Annotated in this window: 18 protein-coding genes and 1 riboswitch; of the genes, 12 read left to right on the forward strand and 6 right to left on the reverse strand. The window is 71.9% G+C overall.

All coding sequences use genetic code 11. The annotated features are described in order from the left end of the window. Nucleotides 1–209: 209 nt before the first annotated feature. The 5 genes from ACSU6L_RS15490 to ACSU6L_RS15510 all read left to right on the forward strand — a co-directional run bounded on the left by ACSU6L_RS15490 (nucleotide 210) and on the right by ACSU6L_RS15510 (nucleotide 7,069). Nucleotides 210–1,469, forward strand: coding sequence for a sensor histidine kinase (locus ACSU6L_RS15490; protein WP_437057277.1), 1,260 nt, complete (start codon nucleotides 210–212; stop codon nucleotides 1,467–1,469). A gap of 117 nt (nucleotides 1,470–1,586) precedes the next feature. After that, nucleotides 1,587–2,921, forward strand: coding sequence for a sensor histidine kinase (locus tag ACSU6L_RS15495; RefSeq protein WP_437057279.1), 1,335 nt, complete (start codon nucleotides 1,587–1,589; stop codon nucleotides 2,919–2,921). A gap of 141 nt (nucleotides 2,922–3,062) precedes the next feature. After that, nucleotides 3,063–3,722, forward strand: a complete 660-nt coding sequence (locus tag ACSU6L_RS15500) for a LuxR C-terminal-related transcriptional regulator (protein WP_437064907.1) — start codon at nucleotides 3,063–3,065, stop codon at nucleotides 3,720–3,722. 376 nt (nucleotides 3,723–4,098) lie between these two features. Next, entirely contained in the window at nucleotides 4,099–6,027 is a 1,929-nt protein-coding gene (locus tag ACSU6L_RS15505; RefSeq protein ID WP_437057281.1) for a 2-oxoacid:acceptor oxidoreductase subunit alpha, read from the forward strand. Beyond that, the gene (locus ACSU6L_RS15510) at nucleotides 6,020–7,069 is read left to right on the forward strand and encodes a 2-oxoacid:ferredoxin oxidoreductase subunit beta (protein WP_437057283.1); all 1,050 of its coding nucleotides are present in this window, start codon (nucleotides 6,020–6,022) and stop codon (nucleotides 7,067–7,069) included. The genes ACSU6L_RS15505 and ACSU6L_RS15510 overlap by 8 nt, the downstream gene beginning before the upstream one ends. 56 nt (nucleotides 7,070–7,125) lie before the next feature. On the opposite strand, the gene ACSU6L_RS15515 is transcribed toward ACSU6L_RS15510, so the two are convergent. Next, nucleotides 7,126–7,506 (reverse strand): winged helix-turn-helix transcriptional regulator, encoded by a 381-nt coding sequence (locus tag ACSU6L_RS15515; protein WP_437057285.1) that lies wholly within the window; start codon nucleotides 7,504–7,506, stop codon nucleotides 7,126–7,128. A 94-nt stretch (nucleotides 7,507–7,600) separates the two neighbouring features. Between ACSU6L_RS15515 and ACSU6L_RS15520 the strand changes: the two genes are divergently transcribed. The 5 genes from ACSU6L_RS15520 to ACSU6L_RS15540 all read left to right on the forward strand — a co-directional run bounded on the left by ACSU6L_RS15520 (nucleotide 7,601) and on the right by ACSU6L_RS15540 (nucleotide 13,665). Next, nucleotides 7,601–8,455: an SDR family oxidoreductase gene (locus ACSU6L_RS15520; protein ID WP_437057287.1), complete on the forward strand. Its 855-nt coding sequence runs from the start codon at nucleotides 7,601–7,603 to the stop codon at nucleotides 8,453–8,455. A gap of 183 nt (nucleotides 8,456–8,638) precedes the next feature. Further along, nucleotides 8,639–9,631: an EamA family transporter RarD gene (gene rarD, locus ACSU6L_RS15525; protein WP_437064909.1), complete on the forward strand. Its 993-nt coding sequence runs from the start codon at nucleotides 8,639–8,641 to the stop codon at nucleotides 9,629–9,631. Nucleotides 9,632–10,008: 377 nt separating this feature from the next. Continuing rightward, nucleotides 10,009–10,701: a DUF3800 domain-containing protein gene (locus tag ACSU6L_RS15530; RefSeq protein WP_437057289.1), complete on the forward strand. Its 693-nt coding sequence runs from the start codon at nucleotides 10,009–10,011 to the stop codon at nucleotides 10,699–10,701. A gap of 135 nt (nucleotides 10,702–10,836) precedes the next feature. Continuing rightward, nucleotides 10,837–13,101 carry a hypothetical protein gene (locus tag ACSU6L_RS15535; RefSeq protein WP_437057291.1) on the forward strand — a complete coding sequence of 755 codons (2,265 nt, stop codon included), beginning with the start codon at nucleotides 10,837–10,839 and terminating at the stop codon, nucleotides 13,099–13,101. A gap of 78 nt (nucleotides 13,102–13,179) precedes the next feature. Next, complete coding sequence (locus ACSU6L_RS15540) at nucleotides 13,180–13,665, forward strand: VOC family protein (protein ID WP_437057293.1); 486 nt, start codon at nucleotides 13,180–13,182, stop codon at nucleotides 13,663–13,665. 30 nt (nucleotides 13,666–13,695) lie between these two features. Here ACSU6L_RS15540 and ACSU6L_RS15545 read toward each other — a convergent pair whose 3' ends face one another. Further along, nucleotides 13,696–15,510, reverse strand: coding sequence for a hypothetical protein (locus tag ACSU6L_RS15545; protein WP_437057295.1), 1,815 nt, complete (start codon nucleotides 15,508–15,510; stop codon nucleotides 13,696–13,698). A gap of 196 nt (nucleotides 15,511–15,706) precedes the next feature. Between ACSU6L_RS15545 and ACSU6L_RS15550 the strand changes: the two genes are divergently transcribed. Beyond that, nucleotides 15,707–16,303: a flavodoxin family protein gene (locus tag ACSU6L_RS15550; RefSeq protein ID WP_437057297.1), complete on the forward strand. Its 597-nt coding sequence runs from the start codon at nucleotides 15,707–15,709 to the stop codon at nucleotides 16,301–16,303. A 27-nt stretch (nucleotides 16,304–16,330) separates the two neighbouring features. On the opposite strand, the gene ACSU6L_RS15555 is transcribed toward ACSU6L_RS15550, so the two are convergent. From ACSU6L_RS15555 to ACSU6L_RS15570, 4 genes are all read right to left on the reverse strand, one after another. After that, nucleotides 16,331–17,218: an ABC transporter permease gene (locus tag ACSU6L_RS15555; protein ID WP_437057299.1), complete on the reverse strand. Its 888-nt coding sequence runs from the start codon at nucleotides 17,216–17,218 to the stop codon at nucleotides 16,331–16,333. Further along, the gene (locus ACSU6L_RS15560) at nucleotides 17,205–18,173 is read right to left on the reverse strand and encodes an ATP-binding cassette domain-containing protein (RefSeq protein ID WP_437057301.1); all 969 of its coding nucleotides are present in this window, start codon (nucleotides 18,171–18,173) and stop codon (nucleotides 17,205–17,207) included. Before ACSU6L_RS15560 ends, ACSU6L_RS15555 begins: the two co-directional genes overlap by 14 nt. 28 nt (nucleotides 18,174–18,201) lie before the next feature. Then, the gene (locus ACSU6L_RS15565; RefSeq protein ID WP_437057303.1) at nucleotides 18,202–19,386 is read right to left on the reverse strand and encodes a LolA family protein; all 1,185 of its coding nucleotides are present in this window, start codon (nucleotides 19,384–19,386) and stop codon (nucleotides 18,202–18,204) included. Between the two features lie 230 nt (nucleotides 19,387–19,616). Then, complete coding sequence (locus ACSU6L_RS15570) at nucleotides 19,617–20,627, reverse strand: polyprenyl synthetase family protein (protein ID WP_437057305.1); 1,011 nt, start codon at nucleotides 20,625–20,627, stop codon at nucleotides 19,617–19,619. A gap of 246 nt (nucleotides 20,628–20,873) precedes the next feature. On the opposite strand from ACSU6L_RS15570, the gene ACSU6L_RS15575 reads away from it, so the two are divergent. Continuing rightward, nucleotides 20,874–22,868 (forward strand): CocE/NonD family hydrolase, encoded by a 1,995-nt coding sequence (locus tag ACSU6L_RS15575; protein WP_437064910.1) that lies wholly within the window; start codon nucleotides 20,874–20,876, stop codon nucleotides 22,866–22,868. 281 nt (nucleotides 22,869–23,149) lie between these two features. Further along, a riboswitch (cyclic di-AMP (ydaO/yuaA leader) is annotated at nucleotides 23,150–23,321 on the forward strand.

Here is a 23,321-nt window from a genome sequence, read left to right on the forward strand (position 1 = left end):
ACGTTCTTCGAACAACCTAGAACAAATCCTGCGCCTTGTTCGAACGCTGTTCGATCCCGAACGATCTGTACGCAGGCGAGTCTAGGGCCTGTTAAAGAGGCGGTAAGCAGGTCGTCACGCCTTGAGATGCGGAGGTGGGGTTTTCCCCAGCCCGGCCTCGGCGGCGCACCTCATGGCGCGAGCGCGTGCCGCCCGGCAGGCTGACCCGTATGACCGAACGCTTCCCGCCCTCGAGCCCGGTGACGGCCTCGCAAGGCGACGACGACCACCGTCCGCCACCGGCCCGTCTCGCCTTCGACGTTCACACCTGGAAGGAGATCGCGCATCTCCTGGCGAATCTGCCGATGTCCCTGCTGGGCTTCGTCTACGTCGCCACGGTGCTGCTCACCACCTCCGTCCTGACCGTCACCGTGATCGGGTTCCCGCTGCTCGCCGGCGGACTGATGGGCGCGCGGCAGCTCGGCAAGCTGGAGCGGGCACGGGCCCGGGCGCTGCTCGGCGTGCGGATCGACGAGCCCAGCCCGCTGCCGCTGCGCAACCGGGGCGCCAAGGGGAGCGGGGGCGCCTTCTCCCAGTTGTGGATGATGCTGAAGGACCCGGTCGGCTGGCGGACCGTCCTGTACGACTTCATCCGGCTGCCGTGGGGTGTCCTCACCTTCACCATCGCGCTGACCTCGCTGTTCGTGCTGTGGCCGGTGCTGCCGTTCATAGCGCGGGGGCTCGCCAACGCGGACCGCGCGATGGTGCGCGGGCTGCTGTCGCCGTCGGACGAACTGGAGCGGCGCATCGCCGAACTGGAGTCCGACCGCGGGGTCGTCGTCGACACGGCCGCGGCCGATCTGCGGCGCATCGAGCGCGATCTGCACGACGGGGCGCAGGCCCGGCTGGTGGCGCTGGCGATGGGGCTGGGCCTGGCGAAGGAGAAGCTGCTGGAGGACCCGGACGCGGCGGCGGCGATGGTCGAGGAGGCGCACGGCGAGGTGAAGCTGGCGCTCCAGGAGCTGCGCGACCTGGCACGCGGCATCCACCCGGCCGTCCTCACCGACCGCGGGCTCGACGCGGCGCTCTCCGCGGTCGCGTCCCGCTGCACCGTCCCGGTCAAGGTGAACGTCGACCTGTCGGAGCGGCCCGCCGAGGCGATCGAGGGCATCGCCTACTTCACCGTCTCCGAGCTGCTGCAGAACGTCAGCAAGCACAGCGGGGCGAGTTCCGCGTCCGTCGAGGTGTGGCGGTCGAAGGCGCGGCTGCTGATCCAGGTCCAGGACAACGGCCGCGGCGGCGCGCGCCTGGACGCCGGGACCGGTATGCGGGGGCTCGCCGAGCGGCTGGGCGCCGTGGACGGACTGTTCGTCGTCGACTCGCCGGAGGGCGGGCCGACGCTGGTCACCGCCGAGCTGCCGTGGCGGGACCGGCCCGGTGGACAGGCCCATGGCAGGCCCGACAGGCCCGTGGACAGGTTGGACAGGTAGGGAAAACCCCCCTTCCAAGACGCCGACGGCCTCCATGGCTCCGCCGCCCGCCGCCCAGCAGGGTGGAGACACGACACCAGCAGGGCGATCCGAGACGAGAAGGACAGGACGACGCCGATGGCCACGGAGTACGGGCAGAGGTACGGGTACGGACGGGAGTACGGTCACCGCGAGCCGAGGCTGCCCGCCGCGCTGCGGGCGCCGTTCGCGGCACGCAGCTGGCGGGAGTTCGCGTACGTGCTGCTCGGCCTGCCGATCGGCGTGCTGCTCTTCACGTACGCCGTCACGATGCTCTCCCTCGGCGCCGGGCTGCTGGTGACCTTCCTCGGTGTTCCGGTGCTGGCGGCGGGCCTCGCCGGGTGCCGGGGTCTGGGAGCGCTGGAGCGGACCCGGGCGCGGGCGCTGCTCGGGATGCGGGTGGCCGATCCGGAGCCGGTGCGGGTGCGCAAGAGCGGCCTGATGGCGTGGATGGGGGCGGTCCTCAAGAGCGGCACGTCGTGGCGGCACCTGCTGTACGCGGTGCTGCACTTCCCGTGGGCGGTGTTCTCCTTCTCCGTCGCGGTGGCCTTCTGGGCGTACGGCTGGGCGATGCTGACGTATCCGCTGTGGTTCTGGGTCTTCCCGATGTACGGCGGGCAGGACGGGCTCCAGCTGTACGGCGACGAGACCCACCGGGTCTATCTGGACAACCCGTTCGAGATCACCGTGACCGCGCTGGTGGGCCTGCTGTTCACGCTGGCCACGCCGTGGATCGTGCGGGCCCTGACGACCGTGGACCGGCTGCTCGTGCACGGGCTGCTCGGGCCGTCGCGCCTCGCGTCGCGGGTGGAGGAGCTGGAGTCCGACCGGGGAGCCGTCGTCGACACGGCCGCGGCCGATCTGCGGCGCATCGAGCGCGATCTGCACGACGGGGCGCAGGCCCGGCTGGTGGCGCTGGCCATGGATCTGGGGCTGGCGAAGGAGAAGCTGGCGCATGATCCGCAGGCGGCGGCCCGCATGGTGGACGAGGCGCACGGCGAGGTGAAGACGGCACTGCGGGAGCTGCGCGACCTGGCGCGCGGCATCCACCCGGCGGTCCTCACCGACCGCGGGCTCGACGCGGCGCTCTCCGCGGTCGCCTCACGGTCCACGGTGCCGGTACGGGTGGAGGTCGACCTGGCGGCGCGGCCGGCCCCGGCGATCGAGGGCATCGCCTACTTCACCGTCTCCGAACTGCTGCAGAACGTCAGCAAGCACAGCCGGGCGCGGTCGGCGAGCGTGGACGTGTGGCGGTCGGAGAACCGGCTGATGCTCCAGGTCGTGGACGACGGCGTGGGCGGCGCCGACGCGTCCGCGGGCTCCGGTCTGGCGGGCCTCGCGGAACGCCTCGACGCGGTGGACGGAATCCTGGTCGTGGACTCGCCGGCCGGCGGACCCACGAGGGTCACGGCGGAACTGCCCTGGCGGGACTGAGCGATCTTCACATCCGTATCCTCACCGCCCGCCGGGCCGGAAACTCCTCGCCCCACCCGCATTCCGCCCGGATTGCTGGAATGCTGGACCCGTAAGGGATCACTGCGGGTCGGCTGGGGGACCAAGGGCGTGGAAGACAGGGTGCGGGTGGTCATCGCCGAGGATTCGGTGCTGCTCAGGGAGGGGATGACCCGGTTGCTCACGGACCGTGGGCACGACGTGGTCGCCGGGGTGGCCGATGCTCAGGCGCTGATCAAGACGATCACCGAGCTGGACGCCGAGGGGGCGCTGCCCGACGTGGTCGTCACCGATGTCCGGATGCCGCCTACGCACACCGACGAGGGTGTGCGTGCGGCGGTGCAGCTGCGGAAGGCGCATCCGGGACTGGGCGTGCTCGTGCTGTCGCAGTACGTGGAGGAGCGGTACGCCACCGAGCTGCTGGCCGGGTCGAGCCGCGGGGTCGGGTACCTGCTGAAGGACCGGGTCGCCGAGGTGCGGGAGTTCGTGGACGCGGTGGTGCGGGTGGCGCGGGGCGGCACCGCCCTGGACCCGGAGGTCGTCGCCCAGCTGCTGGGCCGCAGCCGCAAGCAGGACGTGCTGGCGGGGCTCACCCCGAGGGAGCGCGAGGTCCTGGGGCTGATGGCGGAGGGGCGCACCAACTCCGCGATCGCGCGGCAGCTGGTGGTCAGCGACGGGGCCGTCGAGAAGCACGTCAGCAACATCTTCCTGAAGCTCGGCCTGTCACCGAGCGACGGCGACCACCGCCGGGTGCTCGCGGTGCTGACGTATCTGAACTCCTGAACCGCTGAACTCCTGAACCACTCGACGTGTGAACTTCTGAACTTCTGAACTCTTGAACCTGCTGAATTCCAGGGCTCCCGGATTCCTCAACCTTCACCCGTCTGACACTCTGTCAGTCATTGGGTGGTCATCGCGACACGTGAACCCGATGCCGTGTGGGAAGCGTCTACATCGGAGAGCGGATCGGCAAAGCGCCTGGTGGGGGGCGGTGACGGTCAGGTGTCAGGCAGGGCGGGGCGGTGCCGGGGGGCAGCACGCGGGGATGTTCTTCATGCGAATCTCCGAGGGCGTGCGCCGTTCCCGGTCGTAGGGTTGATCCTGGGAACGCCTGGGGAAGGCCGCTCCCCGACAGCCGCCTCGAAGGAGGTCCAGTTCAGTGACGAGCCAGGTCAGTAGCCCAGCGGAGCACGCCGACGGAGCCGTCGTGGGAGAGCAGCGCCATCCGGCGGGGACCAAAGACGTCCGCCGGCTCGACCGAGTGATCATCAGATTCGCGGGGGACTCGGGTGACGGCATGCAGCTCACCGGCGACCGCTTCACCTCGGAGACCGCGTCGTTCGGCAACGACCTGTCGACGTTGCCGAACTTCCCGGCCGAGATCAGGGCCCCCGCCGGCACGCTCCCCGGTGTCTCCTCTTTCCAGCTGCACTTCGCCGACCACGACATCCTGACGCCGGGCGACGCGCCGAACGTGCTGGTCGCGATGAACCCGGCGGCCCTGAAGGCCAACGTGGGCGACCTGCCGCGCGGTGCGGAGATCATCGTCAACACCGACGAGTTCACCAAGCGGGCGATGCAGAAGGTCGGCTACGCCACCAGCCCGCTGGAGGACGGCTCCCTGGACGGGTACAACCTGCACCCGGTGCCGCTCACCACGCTGACCGTGGAGGCCCTGAAGGAGTTCGACCTCACCCGAAAGGAGGCAGAGCGCAGCAAGAACATGTTCGCGCTCGGCCTGCTGTCGTGGATGTACCACCGGCCGACCGAGGGCACCGAGAAGTTCCTGCGGAGCAAGTTCGCCAAGAAGCCGGACATCGCGAAGGCCAACATCGCGGCGTTCCGCGCGGGCTGGAACTTCGGCGAGACGACCGAGGACTTCGCGGTCTCCTACGAGGTGGCGCCCGCGGCGAAGGCCTTCCCGGTGGGCACCTACCGCAACATCTCCGGGAACCTGGCCCTGTCGTACGGCCTGGTCGCCGCCTCCCGGCAGGCGGACCTGCCGCTGTTCCTGGGGTCGTACCCGATCACCCCGGCCAGCGACATCCTGCACGAGCTGAGCAAGCACAAGAACTTCGGCGTGCGCACCTTCCAGGCGGAGGACGAGATCGCCGGCATCGGCGCCGCGCTGGGGGCGGCCTTCGGCGGTTCGCTGGCGGTGACGACGACGAGTGGCCCCGGGGTGGCCCTGAAGTCCGAGACGATCGGGCTCGCCGTGTCGCTGGAGCTGCCGCTGCTGGTGGTGGACATCCAGCGCGGCGGACCGTCGACCGGTCTGCCGACCAAGACCGAGCAGGCGGATCTGCTCCAGGCGATGTTCGGCCGCAACGGCGAGGCGCCGGTCCCCGTGATCGCGCCGCGCACCCCGGCCGACTGCTTCGACGCCGCGCTGGAGGCGGCCCGGATCGCGCTGACGTACCGGACGCCGGTCTTCCTGCTCTCCGACGGCTACCTGGCCAACGGCTCCGAGCCGTGGCGGATCCCCGAGCTGGACGAGCTGCCGGACCTCCAGGTGCAGTTCGCCCAGGGGCCGAACCACACCCTCGGGGACGGCACCGAGGTCTTCTGGCCGTACAAGCGCGACCCGCAGACCCTCGCCCGCCCGTGGGCGGTCCCCGGCACCCCGGGGCTGGAGCACCGGATCGGCGGCATCGAGAAGCAGGACGGCACGGGCAACATCTCGTACGACCCCGCCAACCACGACTTCATGGTCCGTACCCGGCAGGCCAAGGTGGACGGCATCGAGGTACCCGACCTGGAGGTCGACGACCCGCACGGCGCGCGGACCCTGGTCCTGGGCTGGGGTTCCACCTACGGGCCGATCACCGCGGCCGTCCGCCGGCTGCGCGCGGCCGGGACGCAGATCGCGCAGGCCCATCTGCGCCACCTCAACCCGTTCCCGAGCAACCTCGGCAGCGTCCTCGAGGCGTACGACAAGGTCGTCGTGCCGGAGATGAACCTCGGCCAGCTCGCCACCCTGATCCGGGCGAAGTACCTGGTCGACGCCCGCTCCTACAACCAGGTCAACGGCATGCCGTTCAAGGCCGAACAGCTGGCCAAGGCCCTGAAGGAGGCCATCGATGACTGAGGCACTGAAGCTGGTCCCCAAGGCCGAGGCCAAGCAGTCCATGAAGGACTTCAAGTCCGATCAGGAAGTGCGCTGGTGCCCCGGGTGCGGTGACTACGCGATCCTCGCCGCCGTGCAGGGCTTCATGCCGGAGCTCGGCCTGGCGCGCGAGAACATCGTCTTCGTCTCCGGCATCGGCTGCTCCTCCCGCTTCCCGTACTACATGAACACCTACGGGATGCACTCCATCCACGGCCGCGCCCCGGCCATCGCCACCGGCCTGGCCTCCTCCCGGCGCGACCTGTCCGTCTGGGTGGTCACCGGCGACGGCGACGCCCTGTCCATCGGCGGCAACCATCTGATCCACGCGCTGCGCCGCAACGTCAACCTCAAGATCCTGCTGTTCAACAACCGGATCTACGGCCTGACGAAGGGGCAGTACTCCCCCACCTCCGAGGTCGGCAAGATCACCAAGTCGACCCCGATGGGATCCCTGGACGCGCCCTTCAACCCGGTGTCGCTGGCACTCGGCGCGGAGGCCTCGTTCGTCGCCCGTACGGTCGACTCGGACCGCAAGCACCTCACCGAGGTGCTGCGCCAGGCCTCCGCCCACCCGGGCACGGCCCTGATCGAGATCTACCAGAACTGCAACATCTTCAACGACGGCGCCTTCGACGCCCTTAAGGACAAGCAGTCGGCCGAGGAGGCGGTGATCCGGCTGGAGCACGGGCAGCCGATCCGATTCGGCGGCGATCTGTCCAAGGGTGTCGTCAGGGACGCGACCACCGGGGATCTCAGGGTCGTCGCCGTGACCCCGGAGAACGAGGCCGACATCCTGGTCCACGACGCCCACGCGGCCTCCCCGACCACCGCGTTCGCGCTGTCCCGGCTCGCCGACCCGGACACCCTGCACAACACCCCGATCGGCGTCTTCCGCTCGGTGGAGCGGCCGGTCTACGACACCCAGATGTCCGACCAGCTCGACGCGGCCATCGACCAGCACGGCAAGGGCGACCTGGCCGCGCTGCTGGCGGGCGGCGACACGTGGACGGTCGTCGGCTGACGACCGCATATCGACGACCGCCCACCGACGACCGTCGACCGCAGGGGCCCGGGTGACTACGCCCGGGCCTCGTCGTATGCCCGTCGGGCATCCTCCACCTCGGCCATCCGCCGCTCGGTCCACATCGCCAGCGCCCGCACCTGCTCGGCGGCCTCGCGGCCGAGTTCGGTGAGCGAGTAGTCGACGCGGGGCGGGATCACCGGCTTGGCGTCCCGGTGCACGAAACCGTCGCGTTCCAGGGTCTGCAGGGTCTGGGTGAGCATCTTCTCGCTGACCCGGCCGATGGCCCGGCGCAATTCGCTGAACCGGTACGGACGCTCCAGCAGGCGCATCAGAACGAGGACGCCCCAGCGACTGGTGAGGTGCTCCAGCACCAGCCGCTGGGGGCACATCGTGTCCGCGTCGAGCTTCCAGTCGATCCCACCACTTACCTTCATGCCAGTACCTTACTTCAAAGTGGGTACTTTCGTGAGGTTAGCGCACCTCCTAGGGTTAGTGCCACACGCACCCCCACGAGGAGATCGAAACATCATGAGCATCGTCGTCACCGGAGCCACCGGAAAGCTCGGCCGCCACGTCGTCGGGCAGTTGCTGGAGAAGGTCCCCGCCGAGCGGATCACCGCGGTCGTACGGGACGAGGCGAAGGCCGCCGACCTCGCGGCACGCGGCGTGCGGCTGGCCGTCGCGGACTACAACGCCCCCGAGACGTTCGACGGACTCTTCTCCGCCGGCGACAAGGTGCTGCTGATCTCCGGCAACGAGTTCGACAAGGGCCGCGTCGGCCAGCACCGCGTCGTCATCGACGCCGCCAAGGCGGCCGGTGTCGCCCTGCTCGCCTACACCAGCGCCCCCGGCAGCCTGACCGCCGGGCTCGCCGACGACCACCGCGCCACCGAGGAGGTCCTGCTGGCCTCCGGCGTGCCCTACAGCCTGCTGCGCAACGGCTGGTACTTCGAGAACTACACCGAGAACCTGGCCCCCGTCCTGGCGCACGGTGCCGTCGTCCAGGCGGCGGGTGACGGCCGGATCTCGGCCGCGTCCCGCGCCGACTACGCGGCCGCCGCGGTCGCCGTGCTGACCGGCGAGGGGCACGAGAACACCACGTACGAACTCGGTGGCGACCAGTCGTTCGGCTTCGCGGAGTACGCCGCCGAGCTGAGCCGGCAGACCGGCCGGGAGATCGCGTACAACGCCGTCTCCACCGAGCAGTACGCCGAGATCCTCACCGGCGCCGGGCTGCCCGAGCCGCTGCCCGCGCTGATGGCCGGCGTGGACGCCTCCATCGAGAAGGGCGAGCTGGAGATCACCACCGGCGACCTCTCCCGCCTGTCCGGCCGCCCGACCACCCCGCTCGCCGAGGCGGTCGAGGCCGCGCTCAAGGGCTGACCGGCACTCCCGGCGTCCCGCTGTCATGACCGTATGACGATACGGGCATGACAGCGGGGCCCTTTCGGCGTTACCTTCGTGCAGTCGAGGCCTGAGCACGAAGAGGAAGAGGGAGGCGCCGTGGCCGAGAAGACCAGGGCCGAGCAACGCATAGGCCTGCTGAACGGCTTCGCGGCATATGGGATGTGGGGGCTGTTCCCCCTCTTCTTCCCGCTCCTCAAGCCCGCCGGGCCGTTCGAGGTCCTCGCCCACCGGATGGTGTGGTCCCTCGCCGTCGTCGCCGCGGTGCTGCTCGTCCTGCGACGGTGGAAGTGGATCGGCGAGCTGGTGAAGCAGCCGCGCCGGCTCGCGCTCATCGCGGTCGCAGCCGCGGTCATCGCCGTCAACTGGGGCGTCTACATCTGGGCCGTGAACAACGACCGGGTCGTCGAGGCCTCCCTCGGCTACTTCATCAACCCGCTGGTCACCATCGCGATGGGTGTCCTGCTGCTCAAGGAACGGCTGCGGCCCGTGCAGTGGGCGGCCGTCGGCGTCGGCCTCGCGGCCGTCGGCGTGCTGACCGTCGGCTACGGCCGTCCGCCGTGGATCTCCCTCTGCCTCGCCTTCTCCTTCGCCACCTACGGCCTGGTCAAGAAGAAGGTCAACCTCGGCGGCCTGGAGTCGCTGGCCGCCGAGACGGCCATGCAGTTCCTGCCCGCCCTCGGCTACCTGCTGTGGCTGACCGCGCAGGGCAACTCGACGTTCACGACCGAGGGGCCGGGGCACACGGCGCTGCTCGTCACGACCGGTGTCGTCACCGCGCTCCCGCTGATCTGCTTCGGCGCCGCCGCGATCCGCGTCCCCCTGTCCACGATCGGCCTGCTCCAGTACCTGGCCCCGGTCTTCCAGTTCCTGATCGGCGTCGTCTACTTCGCCGAGGCGATGCCGCCCGAGCGCTGGGCCGGCTTCACGCTGGTGTGGCTGGCGCTGTCGCTGCTCACCTGGGACGCGCTGCGCACCGCGCGCCGGTCGGCCCGCGCGCTCAGGGCCGCGACCGCGGCGGCCGAAACCGCCCCCGGGGCCGGACTCGCGACCGGCGACACCCTCACGACCGGTGACACCGTCAAGACCGGCGACGCCCCGAATGCCGGCACCGCCGACCCCGTCCCCCCGCTCCGGGTCGACGCCAAGCAGTAGACCGCCGCGCCCGCCCCTCACTCCGCACATACCGAACTACCGTCGCACTGCCGCCAATTGACGCAACGGAGGCCTCACGGGGCGCTATCGTTGCGATGAACGCACTGTGCAGACACATCGTCGTATGGGGCCGGGAACAGTCCCGGAGGCCATCGCCGGGCGCGCGGCCCGGCACCGGCTTCCGCTGGCGGGGGTGGCGCTTCCCACGAAGCCTGATCGTCCGTCGAGCGGTGACCGCTGCGGTTGGCTGGACGGGGCGTGGTGCGCGGTGAAGGAGTACCCCGCGCCCTGCTCCGGCGCGCTGCCGCCGACAGGAAGGGCCCGGCGATGGCGCCGGACGCGGCCCGAGTGTGTCTCCGCGCGGAGTTGGTCGCCCCATGACCATCACGCCGGCAGCGGCACCGCTGCGGCTCTACTACGTCGACGATTCCGGCGACGGCAGACGGCTCGTGTCCTTCGCCGCCCTCGGCATCGACCTCGCGCACACCGCCGACGCCCAGGCGACCTGGCTCGGCTTCCGCGCCGAACTCGCCGCCGACGCCCGACTGCTGATACCGGCCACCGCGCCCCTCCACTCCCATGAACTGGCCGGCGTCCGCGGCCGGTACGTCCACCGCGCCCGCAGCAGCGACCGCGAACAGCACCGCCGGCACAGCCGCGAGGTGATCCTGCGCGGCCTGCACACCGTCGCCCGCCTCACCGGCGTCCGGGTCCGGGCCGTCTACCGGGAGACCGACGACTACGCGCACGACCGGCCCGGGCTGTACGCCGCCCTGCTGCGGCAGATCCAGGCGGAACTGGCGGCCACCGGCCACCACGGCGTGCTCATCGTGGACGGCGACGGCACCGAGGACTCCCTGCGCCGCGCCCACCGGAGCCTGCCCGACGACGGCCGCCGCATCATCGGCGACCCGCTGTTCCTGCCCGCCCGCGAGAACCACCTGCTCCAGGCGGCCGACATCGTGGCCTACGCCGCCCATCAGAACGTGGCCAAACAGGAGAACCGGCGCTTCATGTGGGACTGGTTCGGCGCCGTACTGCCCGGCGCGGACGGCCCGCGCGCGCTCTGACGGCGCACCGCGCGGAAAAAGGGGCTGGACCCCAGCACACGGCCGGGGTCCAGCCGGGCCGGACCTGGACCCCGAGTCCCGGGGCCAGAACCGCACGTCCAGTCTTCCACACCAACCACCCACCACGGAGGGTCCATGTCGAAGCCCGTCAGCCGCCCGATCACAGTGGAGTGGGGCAAGGAGACGGTCGTCGTCTCCGACTTCCCGCGCACCCTGCCCGGCGCCTCCGCCGTCGACGACCGCGCAAAACTGGTCCGCGCGGGCACCGCCAACCCGCTCGCCGGACTCACCGAGGACGCCTGGCACGCGGTGGCCCGCGCCAGCACCGCACCGGCCCTCGTCGCCCACCAGCTGCGCCCGCCCACCAGCGACGGTTCCGGTCTGCTGCTGGAGGAGCACGTCGACGGCGCCACCCTGCGGTCCGTGCACTCCCGGGTGTGGCTGAGCGAGCTGTTCCCCGGCATCCAGCCGCGCACCAGCCAGGAGAAGCTGGACGTCGACGACCCGAAGGTGATCGGCGAGGCCGACGGCGACCGCCCGCTCGCCCTGCTGCGCTACCGCTACGAGGACCGCGACCACCTGTGGGAGCACATCAAGCAGACCCTCTCCGTCACCCTGCACCGCAACTCCTACGCCGAGTCGATCCTGGCCCGCCGGGTGACCCGGGCGCTGATCGTCCACCCCGTCGTCTTCGAGTTCGAGGACGGCGGCGAACCGGTGACGGCGCTGGTCGCCCGCGACGGCATCACCCGGCTGGCCAGCGCCTGGAAGGTGCTGGGCGGCGCCGGTCTCAGCAACGAGGAGATCGCCGCGCAGGCCGCGGACGCCCTGCTCACCGAGCGCCGGCAGCCCGCGAACGAGCCCCGCAAGCCGCTCACCCAGCGCCTCGCGCTCGGCCGCGAGGAGTACCGCAGACACCTGCACGAGGAGTTCACCACCGCGATCGACGCCGCCGGCGCCGGCGGCGCGGTGACCGACCGCACCGTCCGCATCGCCCAGACCTACCTGGTGCCCGCGCACATCGCCGTCGGCATCGAGGGCCACGAGCTGAGCGCGCTGCGCGTGGAGGACGTCTTCGACGACGCGCTGCGCTCGATCCTCGCCTCCGTGCACGTCGAGTTCAAACCGTGGGACGACGCCGCCCAGAACGTGGAGGTCGCCACCCGCGCGCTCAAACTCGTCGCCCAGACCCGGTCCGCCGAATGGGGCATGGAGAGACTCCTCCAGGACGTGCACGCGCTGGCCACCGGACGGCTCCCCGAGACCGCCGTCCCCGACGTCTTCGACGACCCGCGGATCCCCCGCACCGCCCTGTGGCGGGCGGTCTACCTGGTGCACGCCCTCACCCGGCCCCCGCTGCACGAGGAACTGAAGACCCGCGCCAAGGACATCAAGAACGACCGCCGCATGTCGACCAAGGGCTACGCCGGACTCCTCGGCCCCGTCATCGACCTGCCCTGGCGCTCGGAGAAAGGCTCCGCGCTCGCCCAGGCCCGCAACGCCTGGAGCAACGGCGGCGTGCTCTGCGCGGACGTCCTGGCCGACGGCTGGAACCCGGTGCCCACCGAGGACTTCACCAGCCTGGTGGAACCCGCCCTCAAGGGTGACGTCCACGCCCGCTGCACCCTCGCCGTCGCCGGCGGCATCGCCCTGATCGCCGACAAGCTGCTCACCCGGAACGTCGGATCGGCGGTGGCGGCGGTGCGGCAGGTGGGCAAGGTGCCGTTCCGGGCCGACGTCTCCGTCGTCATCGGCGGACTCGCCGGGCGGGACAACGCGGCCGGCCTGTGGCTCCTCGCCCACGCCGCCCAGCGCTTCCGGTCCGGGACCATGCCGGGCAACACCAGCGCCCGCCCCCGCCTCGGCGCCGGCGCCACCACCCCGCCGTACCAGCACGTCGCCGTCGACCTCGACGCACCCGACCGCGTCGCCCGCGACGGGCGGTCCGAGCGGGCGCTGACCACGTGGGACGTGGTGTACGCCTCGGACACGCCCCGGGCGGAGGAGAAGATCCAGCTGACGCTGCGGCAGTCGGGCGCCGTGGGCGCGGTCACGGTCGCCTCGTCGCCGGCGCCGTCGGCCGTGCTGCCCGCCCAGCAGACCGGTTCGGCGCAGCCCGTGTCGAGCCCGGTTCGCAGGCCGTCCACCGCACAACTCATCGAGGACCAGCGGAAGCTGCTGGCCAAACAGCTCACCGGGGCCATCGAGTCGCTGACGAACCTGGAACGTCTGGGCGCCCAGCGGACGTTCCCGCCGCTGCTGGGTGACGCGGAGGAGTGGGCGACGCTGCGGGACGACGCCGTGAAGATCGTCGCGGCCGTCGAGCAGCACGACCCGAGGAAGTCGGAGGACGCGGAGGAGCAGGAGGAGGACGACGAGGCGGAGGACGCCGACGTCTGAGCCGGCCGGCCCGGCCGTCGCACCGCTGTGACCTGCGGCGACGGGCCGTTGTCAGTGCCTCGCCCTATAACTGATGGCATGACAGAGAACGAGGCGTCCGCGCCCGCCCCCGTGACCCCCGTGCACTGGAAGCTCGTCATCGACGCCCGGAACCCGCACGCCCAGGCCGACTTCTGGGCCGCCGCCCTCGGTTACCGGGTCGAGGACAACAGCGCGCTGATCCGGCGGCTGCTGGACCTCGGCGCGCTCCCCGCCGAGGCGACCGTGGACTTCCACGACCGCCCCGCCTTCCGGGACCTCATCGCCGTACGGCACCCCGACGACCCGTACGACGAGAACACGGGCACCGGACTCGGCCGGCGCCTGCTCTTCCAGCGCGTTCCCGAGGCGAAGACCGGCAAGAACCGGCTCCACCTGGACCTCCACCCGGGCGAGGACCGCCGCGCGGACGAAGTGGAACGCCTGCGGGGGCTGGGCGCGAGCGTGCTGAGAGAAGTGAAGGAGCCGTCCGGGCAGTGGGTGGTGATGACGGACCCGGAGGGCAACGAGTTCTGCGTGCACTAGGGGGTGTCAGGCGCTGGGCACGGCTGACCCTCAGTCGCCGCTACGGCGAGCCGCCCTGTCGGCCAGGCGGGTCATGCGGGCGTGCGCCGACTCCAGCTCTTCGGTGTCCTCGGCGGCCGGGCCGGGCTCGGCGACGAGTTCGGCCCACAGCTCGATCAGCTCCCGCCCCAGATCGAGGCCCAGCAGCGGATCGCGTACGGCACGCCAGGCGGTCGCCGCGCTCTGGACGTTGCCGTAGGCCCCCTCGGCGTCACCCGTGCGGCGCCGGGCGTGCACCAGCTCGACGGAGCGCCGGAAGGCACGGACCGGGTCACCGGCCAAGTAGGCGACGTACGCGGCCAGTTCACCCAGCCGCAGGACCTCCGGGTGATCCTGGCCGAGCATCGCCGCCCCGTCCCGCAACGCCTCCTCGGCGAGCCCGGACGCGGCGTCGATCCGCCCCTCCTTCACAGCCTCACTGATCCGGGCCAGCGGCGCGGTGAGGGGTGTCGGGGCGACGCCCTGCTCCGGCGCGTTGTCATCACCGAGCACCGCTTCGGCGACGGCGTCGAAACCCCGGGGTGGGGTGGGCTTGGGATCGGGGTTCGAGGAGGACGGGCCGGGATCGGGGAGGAGACGGGGACGGGGGGATGAGGCAGGGCTCGGAGCCGGGGCTTGGGCCGAGAGGGGGGCGGCGCCGACGGAGGGGGCGGGCGGCGTGGAGCGGGGCGGGGTGTCGGGGGTCAGGGGTGCGGCGGGGGCACCGGCCGGGATGTCGTCGGGGCGGGGACGGGCAGCCTGGGTCAGGGGCGCGGCGGAAGCGCCGACCGAGGCGGCAAGCGGGATGCCTTCGGGACGGGGACGCCCATCCGAGGTGGAAGCCCCGGTCGAGGCGGCAGGCGATGTGAGGCGGTCGTCCGCGCGGGGAGGGGCATCCGGGCCCGAGTGCGGGACCGGGAGCGGCTTCGAGTCCATGACCGGGGGCGGGCCGAACGCGCCCGTGGGGGGCGCGACCGTGCCGGGGGCGTGCGACGGGGTTACGGCCTGCTCGGGCACCGCGCGCAGCCGGAAGGTGGGCGCGGAGCCCGGGGTGACGCTCGACGAGGGGCCGGAGGCGGCCTGCGGCTGCTGTTCGGGCTGCGCGGGGAGACGCAGCACCTTGGTGGCACCGTCCGGGGTGGTGCCGGACGGGGTCGCTGCGGGCGGGCTCGCACCGGGCGGGGTGACGTCAGCCGGGGCGGCACCGGAGGGCGGGGCGCTCGCCGGAGCGGCACCGGACGGCGTGCCGGTCGCCGGTGCCCCACCAACTGGGGTGGCACCAGTGGGCACGGCGCTGGTCGGCGCAGCGTTGGCGGGGAAGGCACTCGCCGAAGCGGCGTTGGCCGGGAAGGCGCCAGACGGCGCGGCACTCACCGGCGCGGCAGCGGCCAGAGCGGCAGCGGCCGGAGCGGCACCAGCCTGCGCGGCACTCGCCGGAGCGGCGTTGGCCAGGGCGCCCCCAGACTGCGCGGCACTCACCGGAGCGGCGCCGGACGGCGTGCCACTCGCCGGAGCCGCAGCCGCCGGGCGGCCCGTGAAGGTGCTGGAGCCGTCCGGGGAGACCTGGAGGGGGACGACGTAGCCGATGCGTTCGTCGTGGATGGTGGCGAGGACGGGGTGGCCGGTGGCGAGGGCGATGCGGTGGAGGTGGTTGAGGACGGCCTGCTGCGGCTCCTCGCCGGGTGCGGGGGTGAGCGGTGTACCGCCGACCGTGACGCGGTCGGTGCCGGGTTCGGCGTCGGCGAGGACCCGGACGTCGATCGGCGTGGCAAGGGGTGCGCTGGGGCGCTGCTGTTCCGGCTGCTTCTCCCGGCTGAGTCGAGACATCGGTTCCCTCGATCGAAACGCGTCCGCGTGTCGGGCGGACCCTACCGTCGAGTTTCGCCGTTCCCGCACGGCGCCGCGGTCACCACGGCGTCACAGCATCGTCCCAAGACCCGTCCCCCGATCACACCCTGGACGACATTTAGATGCATGTGCATATGATGCTGCCCGGCACCGGTTCGCTTCCAAGGGGGAAACCATGGCCCGCCGCTTTCTCTTCGTGCTCGGCAGCGCCCGCCGCGACGGCAACACCGAACTGCTGGCCCGCCGGGCCGCCGAGCAGCTGCCCGAGGACGTCGAGCAGCGCTGGATCAGCCTCGCCGAGCACCCGCTGCCCGACTTCGAGGACCTCCGGCACGACGGCGAAGGCGACCGCGCCCGCGCCCGCGCCCGCGCCGAGCACGACGGCGCCGCGGCGCTGCGCGAGGCCACCCTCGCCGCGACGGACCTCGTGATCGCCTCGCCGCTGTACTGGTACTCGGTGTCCGCCCAGACCAAGCGCTACCTGGACCACTGGTCGGCCTGGCTGCGCACCCCCGGCACCGACTTCCGGGCGGGGATGGCCGGGCGCACCCTGTGGGGCGTGACCGCCCTCGCGACCGAGGCCGTGGTCGCGGAGCCGCTGGTGGGCACGCTCAACAACACGGCCGCGTACATGGGGATGCGTTTCGGCGGGGTGCTCCTCGGCAACGGCAGCAGGCCCGGCGACGTACTGAACGACACGGAGGCGATGACCCGCGCCAAGACCTTCTTCGCGCAGGAGGCCCCGCTCGCCCGGTTCCCGTCCGGCGGCTGAGCCGCGAGCCCCGCCCGGGCGGCAGCGTCAGGCGGTGATGTCCTTCGTCATGAAGCGCGCCCATGCCGCCGACCCGAACACGACCGCGTACAGGGCCTGCAGGCAGAGGTTCTTCGTCACCTCGTCCCAGTAGACGGGCTCGCGCATCAGGTCGGCGAAGGACAGCCAGTAGTGGGAGAAGAAGTACGGGTGCAGGGCGTCCAGCTGGGGGATCTGGTCGAGGATCTGCACCGTGATGAGCAGGCCGACGGTCGTCGCCATGGCTGCGATGCCGCTGTTGGTCAGCGTGGAGACGAACAGGCCGAGCGCGGCGACGCCGATCAGTGACGCGGCGACGACCAGTGCTATCAGCAGGGCCCGGCCCAGTCCCTCGGCGAAGCCGATCCGGGTGCCGGAGATGGTGGTGAGGTCGCCGACCGGGAAGAGCAGTGCCCCGACCGCCAGTGCCGACAGGGCGACCACGACGGTGGCCGCCAGGCAGAACGCCATGGTGGTCGCGTACTTGGTGAGCAGCAGCCGGGTGCGGCCGGCCGGGGCGACCAGCAGGTAGCGCAGGGTGCCCGCGTTCGCCTCGCCGGCGACGGCGTCGCCCGCCACCACGCCCACCGCCATCGGCAGGAAGAACGGCAGGGTCGCGGCGAGCGCGGTGAACACCAGGAACAGGCCGTTGTTGGTGATCTGGGTGATGAACGCCGGGCCCTCGCCGCCCCCGCCGTGGACCGACGACCCGTCACTGGTCTCGATCTTCACCGCGATCCCGACCAGCACGGGCACCGCCGCCAGCACACCCAGCAGGGCGAGGGTGCGCCAGCGCCGGAAGGTGGTGGTCAGCTCGCTGCGGAGGAGACCGAGGGTCCACAGCGGGCTGGGCGTACGACCGTCGCGCACGCCGTCCGCGACCTCAGCCCGCGACATCGAAGCCCTCCCCCGTCAGTGCCATGAACGCGTCCTCCAGCGACGCCCGTTCGATCCCGAAGCCACGCACTCGCACCCCCGCCGAGACCAATGCGGCATTGAGGTCGGCGAGTTCCCCTTCGGGTGCCTCCCCGCTCACCCGTTCCTCCCCCACCACGACGTCCCCGACCCCGGACTCCTTGAGCACGCGGGCCGCGTCCCCGGTGTCCGGGGTGACCACGACGAGCCGGCCCCGCAGTCCGGCCGCGAGGTCGGCGACCGTGCCCTGGGTGATGAGCCGCCCCCCGGCCATCACCGCGGCGTGCGTGCAGACCTGCTCGATCTCGTCGAGCAGGTGGGAGGAGAGGAAGACGGTGGTGCCGTCGTCGGCGAGTTCCCGGACCAGGGTGCGGATCTCCCGCATGCCCTGCGGGTCGAGGCCGTTGGTCGGCTCGTCGAGGACGAGCAGCCGGCGGGGCTGGAGCAGCGCCGCCGCGAGGCCGAGGCGCTGCTTCATGCCGAGGGAGTACGCCTTCGCCTTCTTCCCGGCCGCCGCCGTGAGTCCGACGCGGTCCAGCGCCGCCGCGACCCGGGCCCGCCGGGTGCGCGGATCGGCGGTCGGGTCGGCGGCGTCGTAGCGCAGGAGGTTGTCGCGGCCGGAGAGGAAGCCGTACAGGGCCGGGCCCTCGATGAGGGCGCCGACCTGCGGCAGTACGGCGCGGGCGGCGCGCGGCATGGGCCGGCCGAGCACCCGCGCCGTGCCGGAGGTCGGCTCGATCAGGCCCATCAGCATGCGGATGGTGGTGGTCTTGCCGGAGCCGTTCGGGCCGAGGAAGCCGAAGACGCTGCCCGCCGGGACGGTCAGGTCGAGGCCGTCGACGGCGAGCTGCCCGCCGCGGTAGCGCTTGGTGAGCGCACGGGTGGTGATGACGCCTTCGTCGTCGCCGTCCGGTTTCGTGGCGGGCGGTCGCTGCATGGGCTCCCTCGCTTCACCTGGGGTGTGTCTACTTCCGCGTGTCGGCGGCCTTCACCAGCGCGTCCTGGGTGACGGCGCCGACGTAGACCTTGCCGTCGTCCGTGATCAGGGCGTTGATCAGGCGCGTCTTGAAGACCGTGCCCGTGCCGAAGTCGCCCTCGACCTGGTCGCCGAGGGAGCCGATGAAGCCGCCCAGGTCGCCGCCGACCTCGTCGCCGCTGGGGATGCCCTCGCCGCCGGTCTCGAGGACGGCGACGGAGTTCCAGCCCTCGCCGATCACCTTCAGTCCTTCGAGGCCCTTGTCGAGCCCCTTGGCGAAGTCCTCCTCGTCCTGCGGGGAGACCGGCCGCTCGGCCTCGCTCTCCTCGGTGACCTTCGCGCCCTTGGGCGGGGTGAAGTCGAAGGTGGAGGCGGCGGGCTCGGCGTAGCTGATCCGGGTGAAGCCCGCGTCGACGACGGCGGCGCCGCCGCTCGCCGGGGTGAGGGTGAACTTCAGCGGCAGGCCGGTCTTCGCGTCGACGGCGATGCTGATCGCGCCGACGGTGGAGCCGGACTGCTTGGGCTCGATGACCAGCTTGTAGGCGTCCCGTCCGGCGACCTGAGCGGTGCCGTCGACGGTGACGGAGGTGGTGTCGTCGACCGCCTTCAGCGCCTGCTCGGCGAAGTCCTTGGGGGTGGCGGCGGGCTGCTCGGCGTGCTTGCCGCTCTCGCCGGCGGTGCCGTGGAAGACCTCGTTGGACGCGCTGTCGTAGCCCCAGACGTCGTCGCCGTTGTGGATGAGGCTGTACTCGGCGGCGTTCTCCAGCACCGACAGCTTCTGCCGGTCGGGGCCGTCGGCCGCGACGCGCAGGGTGTGTGTGCCGGTCGCCAGCTCGGTCAGCTTGGCGGACGGGTCGGCGGCGGAGCCGTCGCCTTCGCCGCCGGGCGCGGTCGCGCCGGAGCCGAGGGCTCCGTCGAGGCCGCCGAGGTCGGGCAGCCCCAGGTCGGTGGTGATCTTCACGGTGCCGGACAGCTGCTGTACGTCCGACTCGGCGATCTTCTGGATGAGCTGCTCGGCGGTGATCTTCGGCAGGTCGGGGCTGCCGGAGTCGGCGAGCGCGGGGACGAGCCCGATGGTCCCGGCCGCCACGCCCAACACCGCGACCGGAACGGCGTAGCGGGCGGCCTTCCGCCGCCGGGTCGCCGTGCTGTCGTCGGATTCGTACGGTGCCATGTGTGCCCTACCTCCGTCGTCGGCCCGCCCATTCTCACCCGATTGGGTGAGGACTGGTTGCTTTTCGCGCTTCCCATCTGACCAAAGGCGAGAACGGTTTTCGTCAGACCGCGGGCTCAACTCGACGTACTGCTCCGGTATGACACCCCGGGCCGATGCCTCCCCCGACCCGTAGGGGTGAGGGGGCCTCAACTGGGCGCCGGTGCACGGCTCTCGGGGACGGTCCGGGGTCAGCCGGCCCGGTGGACCACCGCGTCGCACAGCTCCACTAGCGCCCGCTTCGCGTAGCAGTCCGGCAGCGGGGCGAGGGCGGCCCGCGCCTCCTCGGCGTACCGCACGGTGTCGCGGCGGGCCTGCTCCAGCGCCGGGTGGGCGCGCAGCGCGGCCAGCGCCTCGGCGTGCCGCGCGTCGTCGCTGAGGTCGGACTCCAGCAGCTCGCACAGGGCGATGTCCTCGGCCCGTCCGCCGCGCGCCGCCTGCTCCCGCAGCCGCAGCACGGGCAGGGTGGCGATGCCCTCGCGCAGGTCGGTGCCGGGGGTCTTGCCGGACTCGTGGGAGTCGGAGGCGATGTCCAGCACGTCGTCGGCGAGCTGGAAGGCGACGCCGAGGCGCTCCCCGTACTGGGTGAGGACGCTCACGACCGCCTCGTCGGCCCCGGACATCATCGCGCCGAAGCGGCAGGACACCGCGACCAGCGAGCCGGTCTTGCCGCCGAGCACGTCGAGGTAGTGGTCGACGGGGTCGCGGCCGTCCTGCGGTCCGGCGGTCTCCAGGATCTGCCCGGTGACCAGCCGCTCGAACGCCTCGGCCTGCACCCGCACCGCCTCCGGTCCGAGGTCGGCGAGGATGTGCGAGGCGCGGGCGAAGAGGAAGTCGCCGGTGAGGACCGCGACGGAGTTGCCCCAGCGGGTGTTGGCGCTGGCCACCCCGCGCCGGACGGCCGCCTCGTCCATCACGTCGTCGTGGTACAGCGTCGCCAGGTGGGTGAGCTCCACCACTACGGCGGAGGGCACGACTCCGGGCGCGTAGGGGTCGCCGAACTGGGCGGCGAGCATCACGAGCAGCGGCCGGAACCGCTTCCCGCCGGCCCGCACCAGGTGCTGCGCGGCCTGCGTGATGAAGGGGACCTCGCTCTTGGTGGCCTCGAGCAACCCTTCCTCGACAGCCGCCAATCCGGCCTGGACATCGGCTTCCAGAGCCTGGTCCCGCACGCTCAGCCCGAACGGCCCGACGACGGTCACGAGGGGTCTCCTGTCTGCTGGTGTCTACCGGCGCTTACGCGGTTTGTCGATACGTCGCTGCCTTCACTCAAGTCAGCGTATCCGGTCACGTTTCGATCACCGATGCCGCCCACGGTTACAGCACGGGCGGTATCGGATCACGACCGGTATGTTTTTGATCAGCTCATAAGAAGGGATATTTACGGAACCGCACCCCAGCGGCCCTCCGGAGGTACCCCGACCGCCCCACCGAGGCCCCCGATGAGCATCCGCATCCGCACGTCCTTCCCCCACGAGACGACCCACGACGACACCCGGATCCCGCTGCCGGACGGGACCTCTCTCCACGCGCGCGTGTGGCGCCCCCTGACGGACGAGCCCGTGCCCGCCCTCCTCGAGTACCTGCCGGACCGGCTGACCGACTGGACCGCGCCGCGCGACGCCCAGCGCCACCCCTGGTACGCGGGCCACGGCTACGCCTCCGTCCGGGTCGACGCCCGCGGGCACGGGAACAGCGAGGGGCTGCCCGCCGACGCGCACCCGGCGCGGGCGGCGGCCGACGGCGTCGAGGTGGTGCACTGGCTGGCGGCCCAGCCCTGGTGCGACGGCAAGGTCGGCATGTTCGGCATCTCCTGGGGTGGCTCCGACTCCCTCCGGATCGCGGCCCTCGCGCCCGAGCCGCTCAAGGCGGTCGTCACGGTCTGCGCCACGGACGACCGATATGACAACGACGTGCACTACCTGGGAGGTTCCGTCCTCGCGGCGGAGATGCACGCCCGGTCGGCGACGATGCTCGCCTTCACCGCCCGCCCGCCCGACCCGCGGTACGCCGGCGAGGCCTGGCGTGAACTGTGGCTGAGCCGCCTGGAGCAGGTCGAACCCTTTCTGCACACCTGGCTGGCCCACCAGACCCGGGACGCGTACTGGCGCGCCGACGGCGTCCGCGAGGACTACGGGGCGATCCGGGCCGCCGTCCTCGCGGTGGGCGGCTGGCACGACCCGTACCGCGACACCGTGCTCCGCCTGGTCGAACATCTCCCCGCCGATCGCGTCCGGGGCCTGATCGGCCCCTGGTCCCACCAGTACCCCGACCGCGGGCTGCCACCCGGCCCGGCGATCGGCTTCCTCCAGGAGACCCTGCGCTGGTGGGACCACTGGCTGAAGGGCGCCGACACCGGCGTCCTCACGGATCCCCTGCTGCGCGCGTACGTCACCGACTCGCACCGCCCGGCCACGACGTACCCCGCGCTGCCCGGCCGCTGGGTCGGCGAGCCCTCCTGGCCCTCACCGAACGTGACACCGATCACCTACGCACTCCAGGGCGCCCCCGCGCTCGTACGGTCCCCCCTGCACACCGGCCTCGACGCCGGCCGGTTCCTCCCCCGCGGCGGCGACACCGACCTGCCGCCCGACCAGCGGGAGGAGGACGCGCGGTCGGCCTGCTTCGAGTTCGCGGTGCCCGAGGAGACCTGGGTGCTGGGGCGGCCCCGGGTGCGGCTGCGCCTGACCTGCGAGGTGCCGCGCGGGCAGGTGATCGCCCGGTTGTGCGACGTGGCGCCGGACGGCGCGTCGACACTGGTCACCCGGGGTGTGCTGAACCTGTCGGCGCGCCGGGGCCCGGACCGCGCGGTCCCGTGGGAGCCGGGGGCGACGGAGGACGTGACGTTCGAGCTGGCCGGCATCGGCCACGCCTTCGCGCCCGGCCACCGCATCCGGCTCGCCGTCTCCTCCGTGTACTGGCCGTGGGTCTGGCCGCAGCCGGAGTCGGCGGCCGGTTTCACCCTGGAGCCGGCCGGCAGCACGCTGGAGCTGCCGGTCCGGGCGCGGGAGGCCGCGGGGGCGATCGGGTTCGAGGAGCCGGAGCAGGCCGCGCCGCTCGGCGTCAGCGTTCCCGCCACGCTGGACGAGCCCCGCCCCGAGCGGCTGGTGGTGCGGGACGTGGCCGGGGGCGAGTGGCGGCTGGAGGCCGGGCCCCGGTACGGCGGCACGCGCATGTATCCCGACGGACTGGAGTGCACCGAGGAGGCGCGGGAGACGTACACGGTCCGCGACGACGATCCGCTCTCCCCCCGCGCCCGCGCGGACTGGTCGATCCGGCTGCACCGGCCGGACATGGCCTGGGACACGACGGTCCGCACCCGCTCGGAGATCGACTGCGACGCGAATACCTTTATGTCCATCAATGAGGTGATTTGCACCGAGGGCGACGAGGTCGTGTTCCACCGGACTTGGGAGAAGCGGATCCCACGAACCGCCGGGTGACGGCGACTTGAGCACAACTGGCCTTATTGCCCGATTTGCCATTCTTGTGCACGCACGTGACTTGACTCACGAGGACGTTTACGCGGCCCTTTCGCGGTTTTCCCCCGAAAACCCATCCCCCATTGGCAGTTGACTCTTGGCAGTCGCAAAGGATCAAGTACCCCAAACGGACTGATCATGGCCAACGGGCACGATATGTGATTCCGCCACTTGTTCCGGACATGTGCTCTCGCATAACTTCCCGGTCCGTCGGGCGGAACGCCGAATCCTGCCGCCGCCCGCACATCGATCCGCCAACTCACTCGCAAGGCAGGAGCGGGGGACCCAGGTAAGTCGCCGGGCCGGGCATCGCCCCGGTACGGCTTGGGGTGAAATCGTGTGCCGTGGCACACGGCCGGGCACCTCCCAGCCCGAACCCGACAGCTCACCTCGCAGGCGCCGGAGAGGAAATTC

The sequence above is a fragment of the Streptomyces sp. enrichment culture genome, from assembly GCF_964272855.1.
GTDB lineage: Bacteria > Actinomycetota > Actinomycetes > Streptomycetales > Streptomycetaceae > Streptomyces.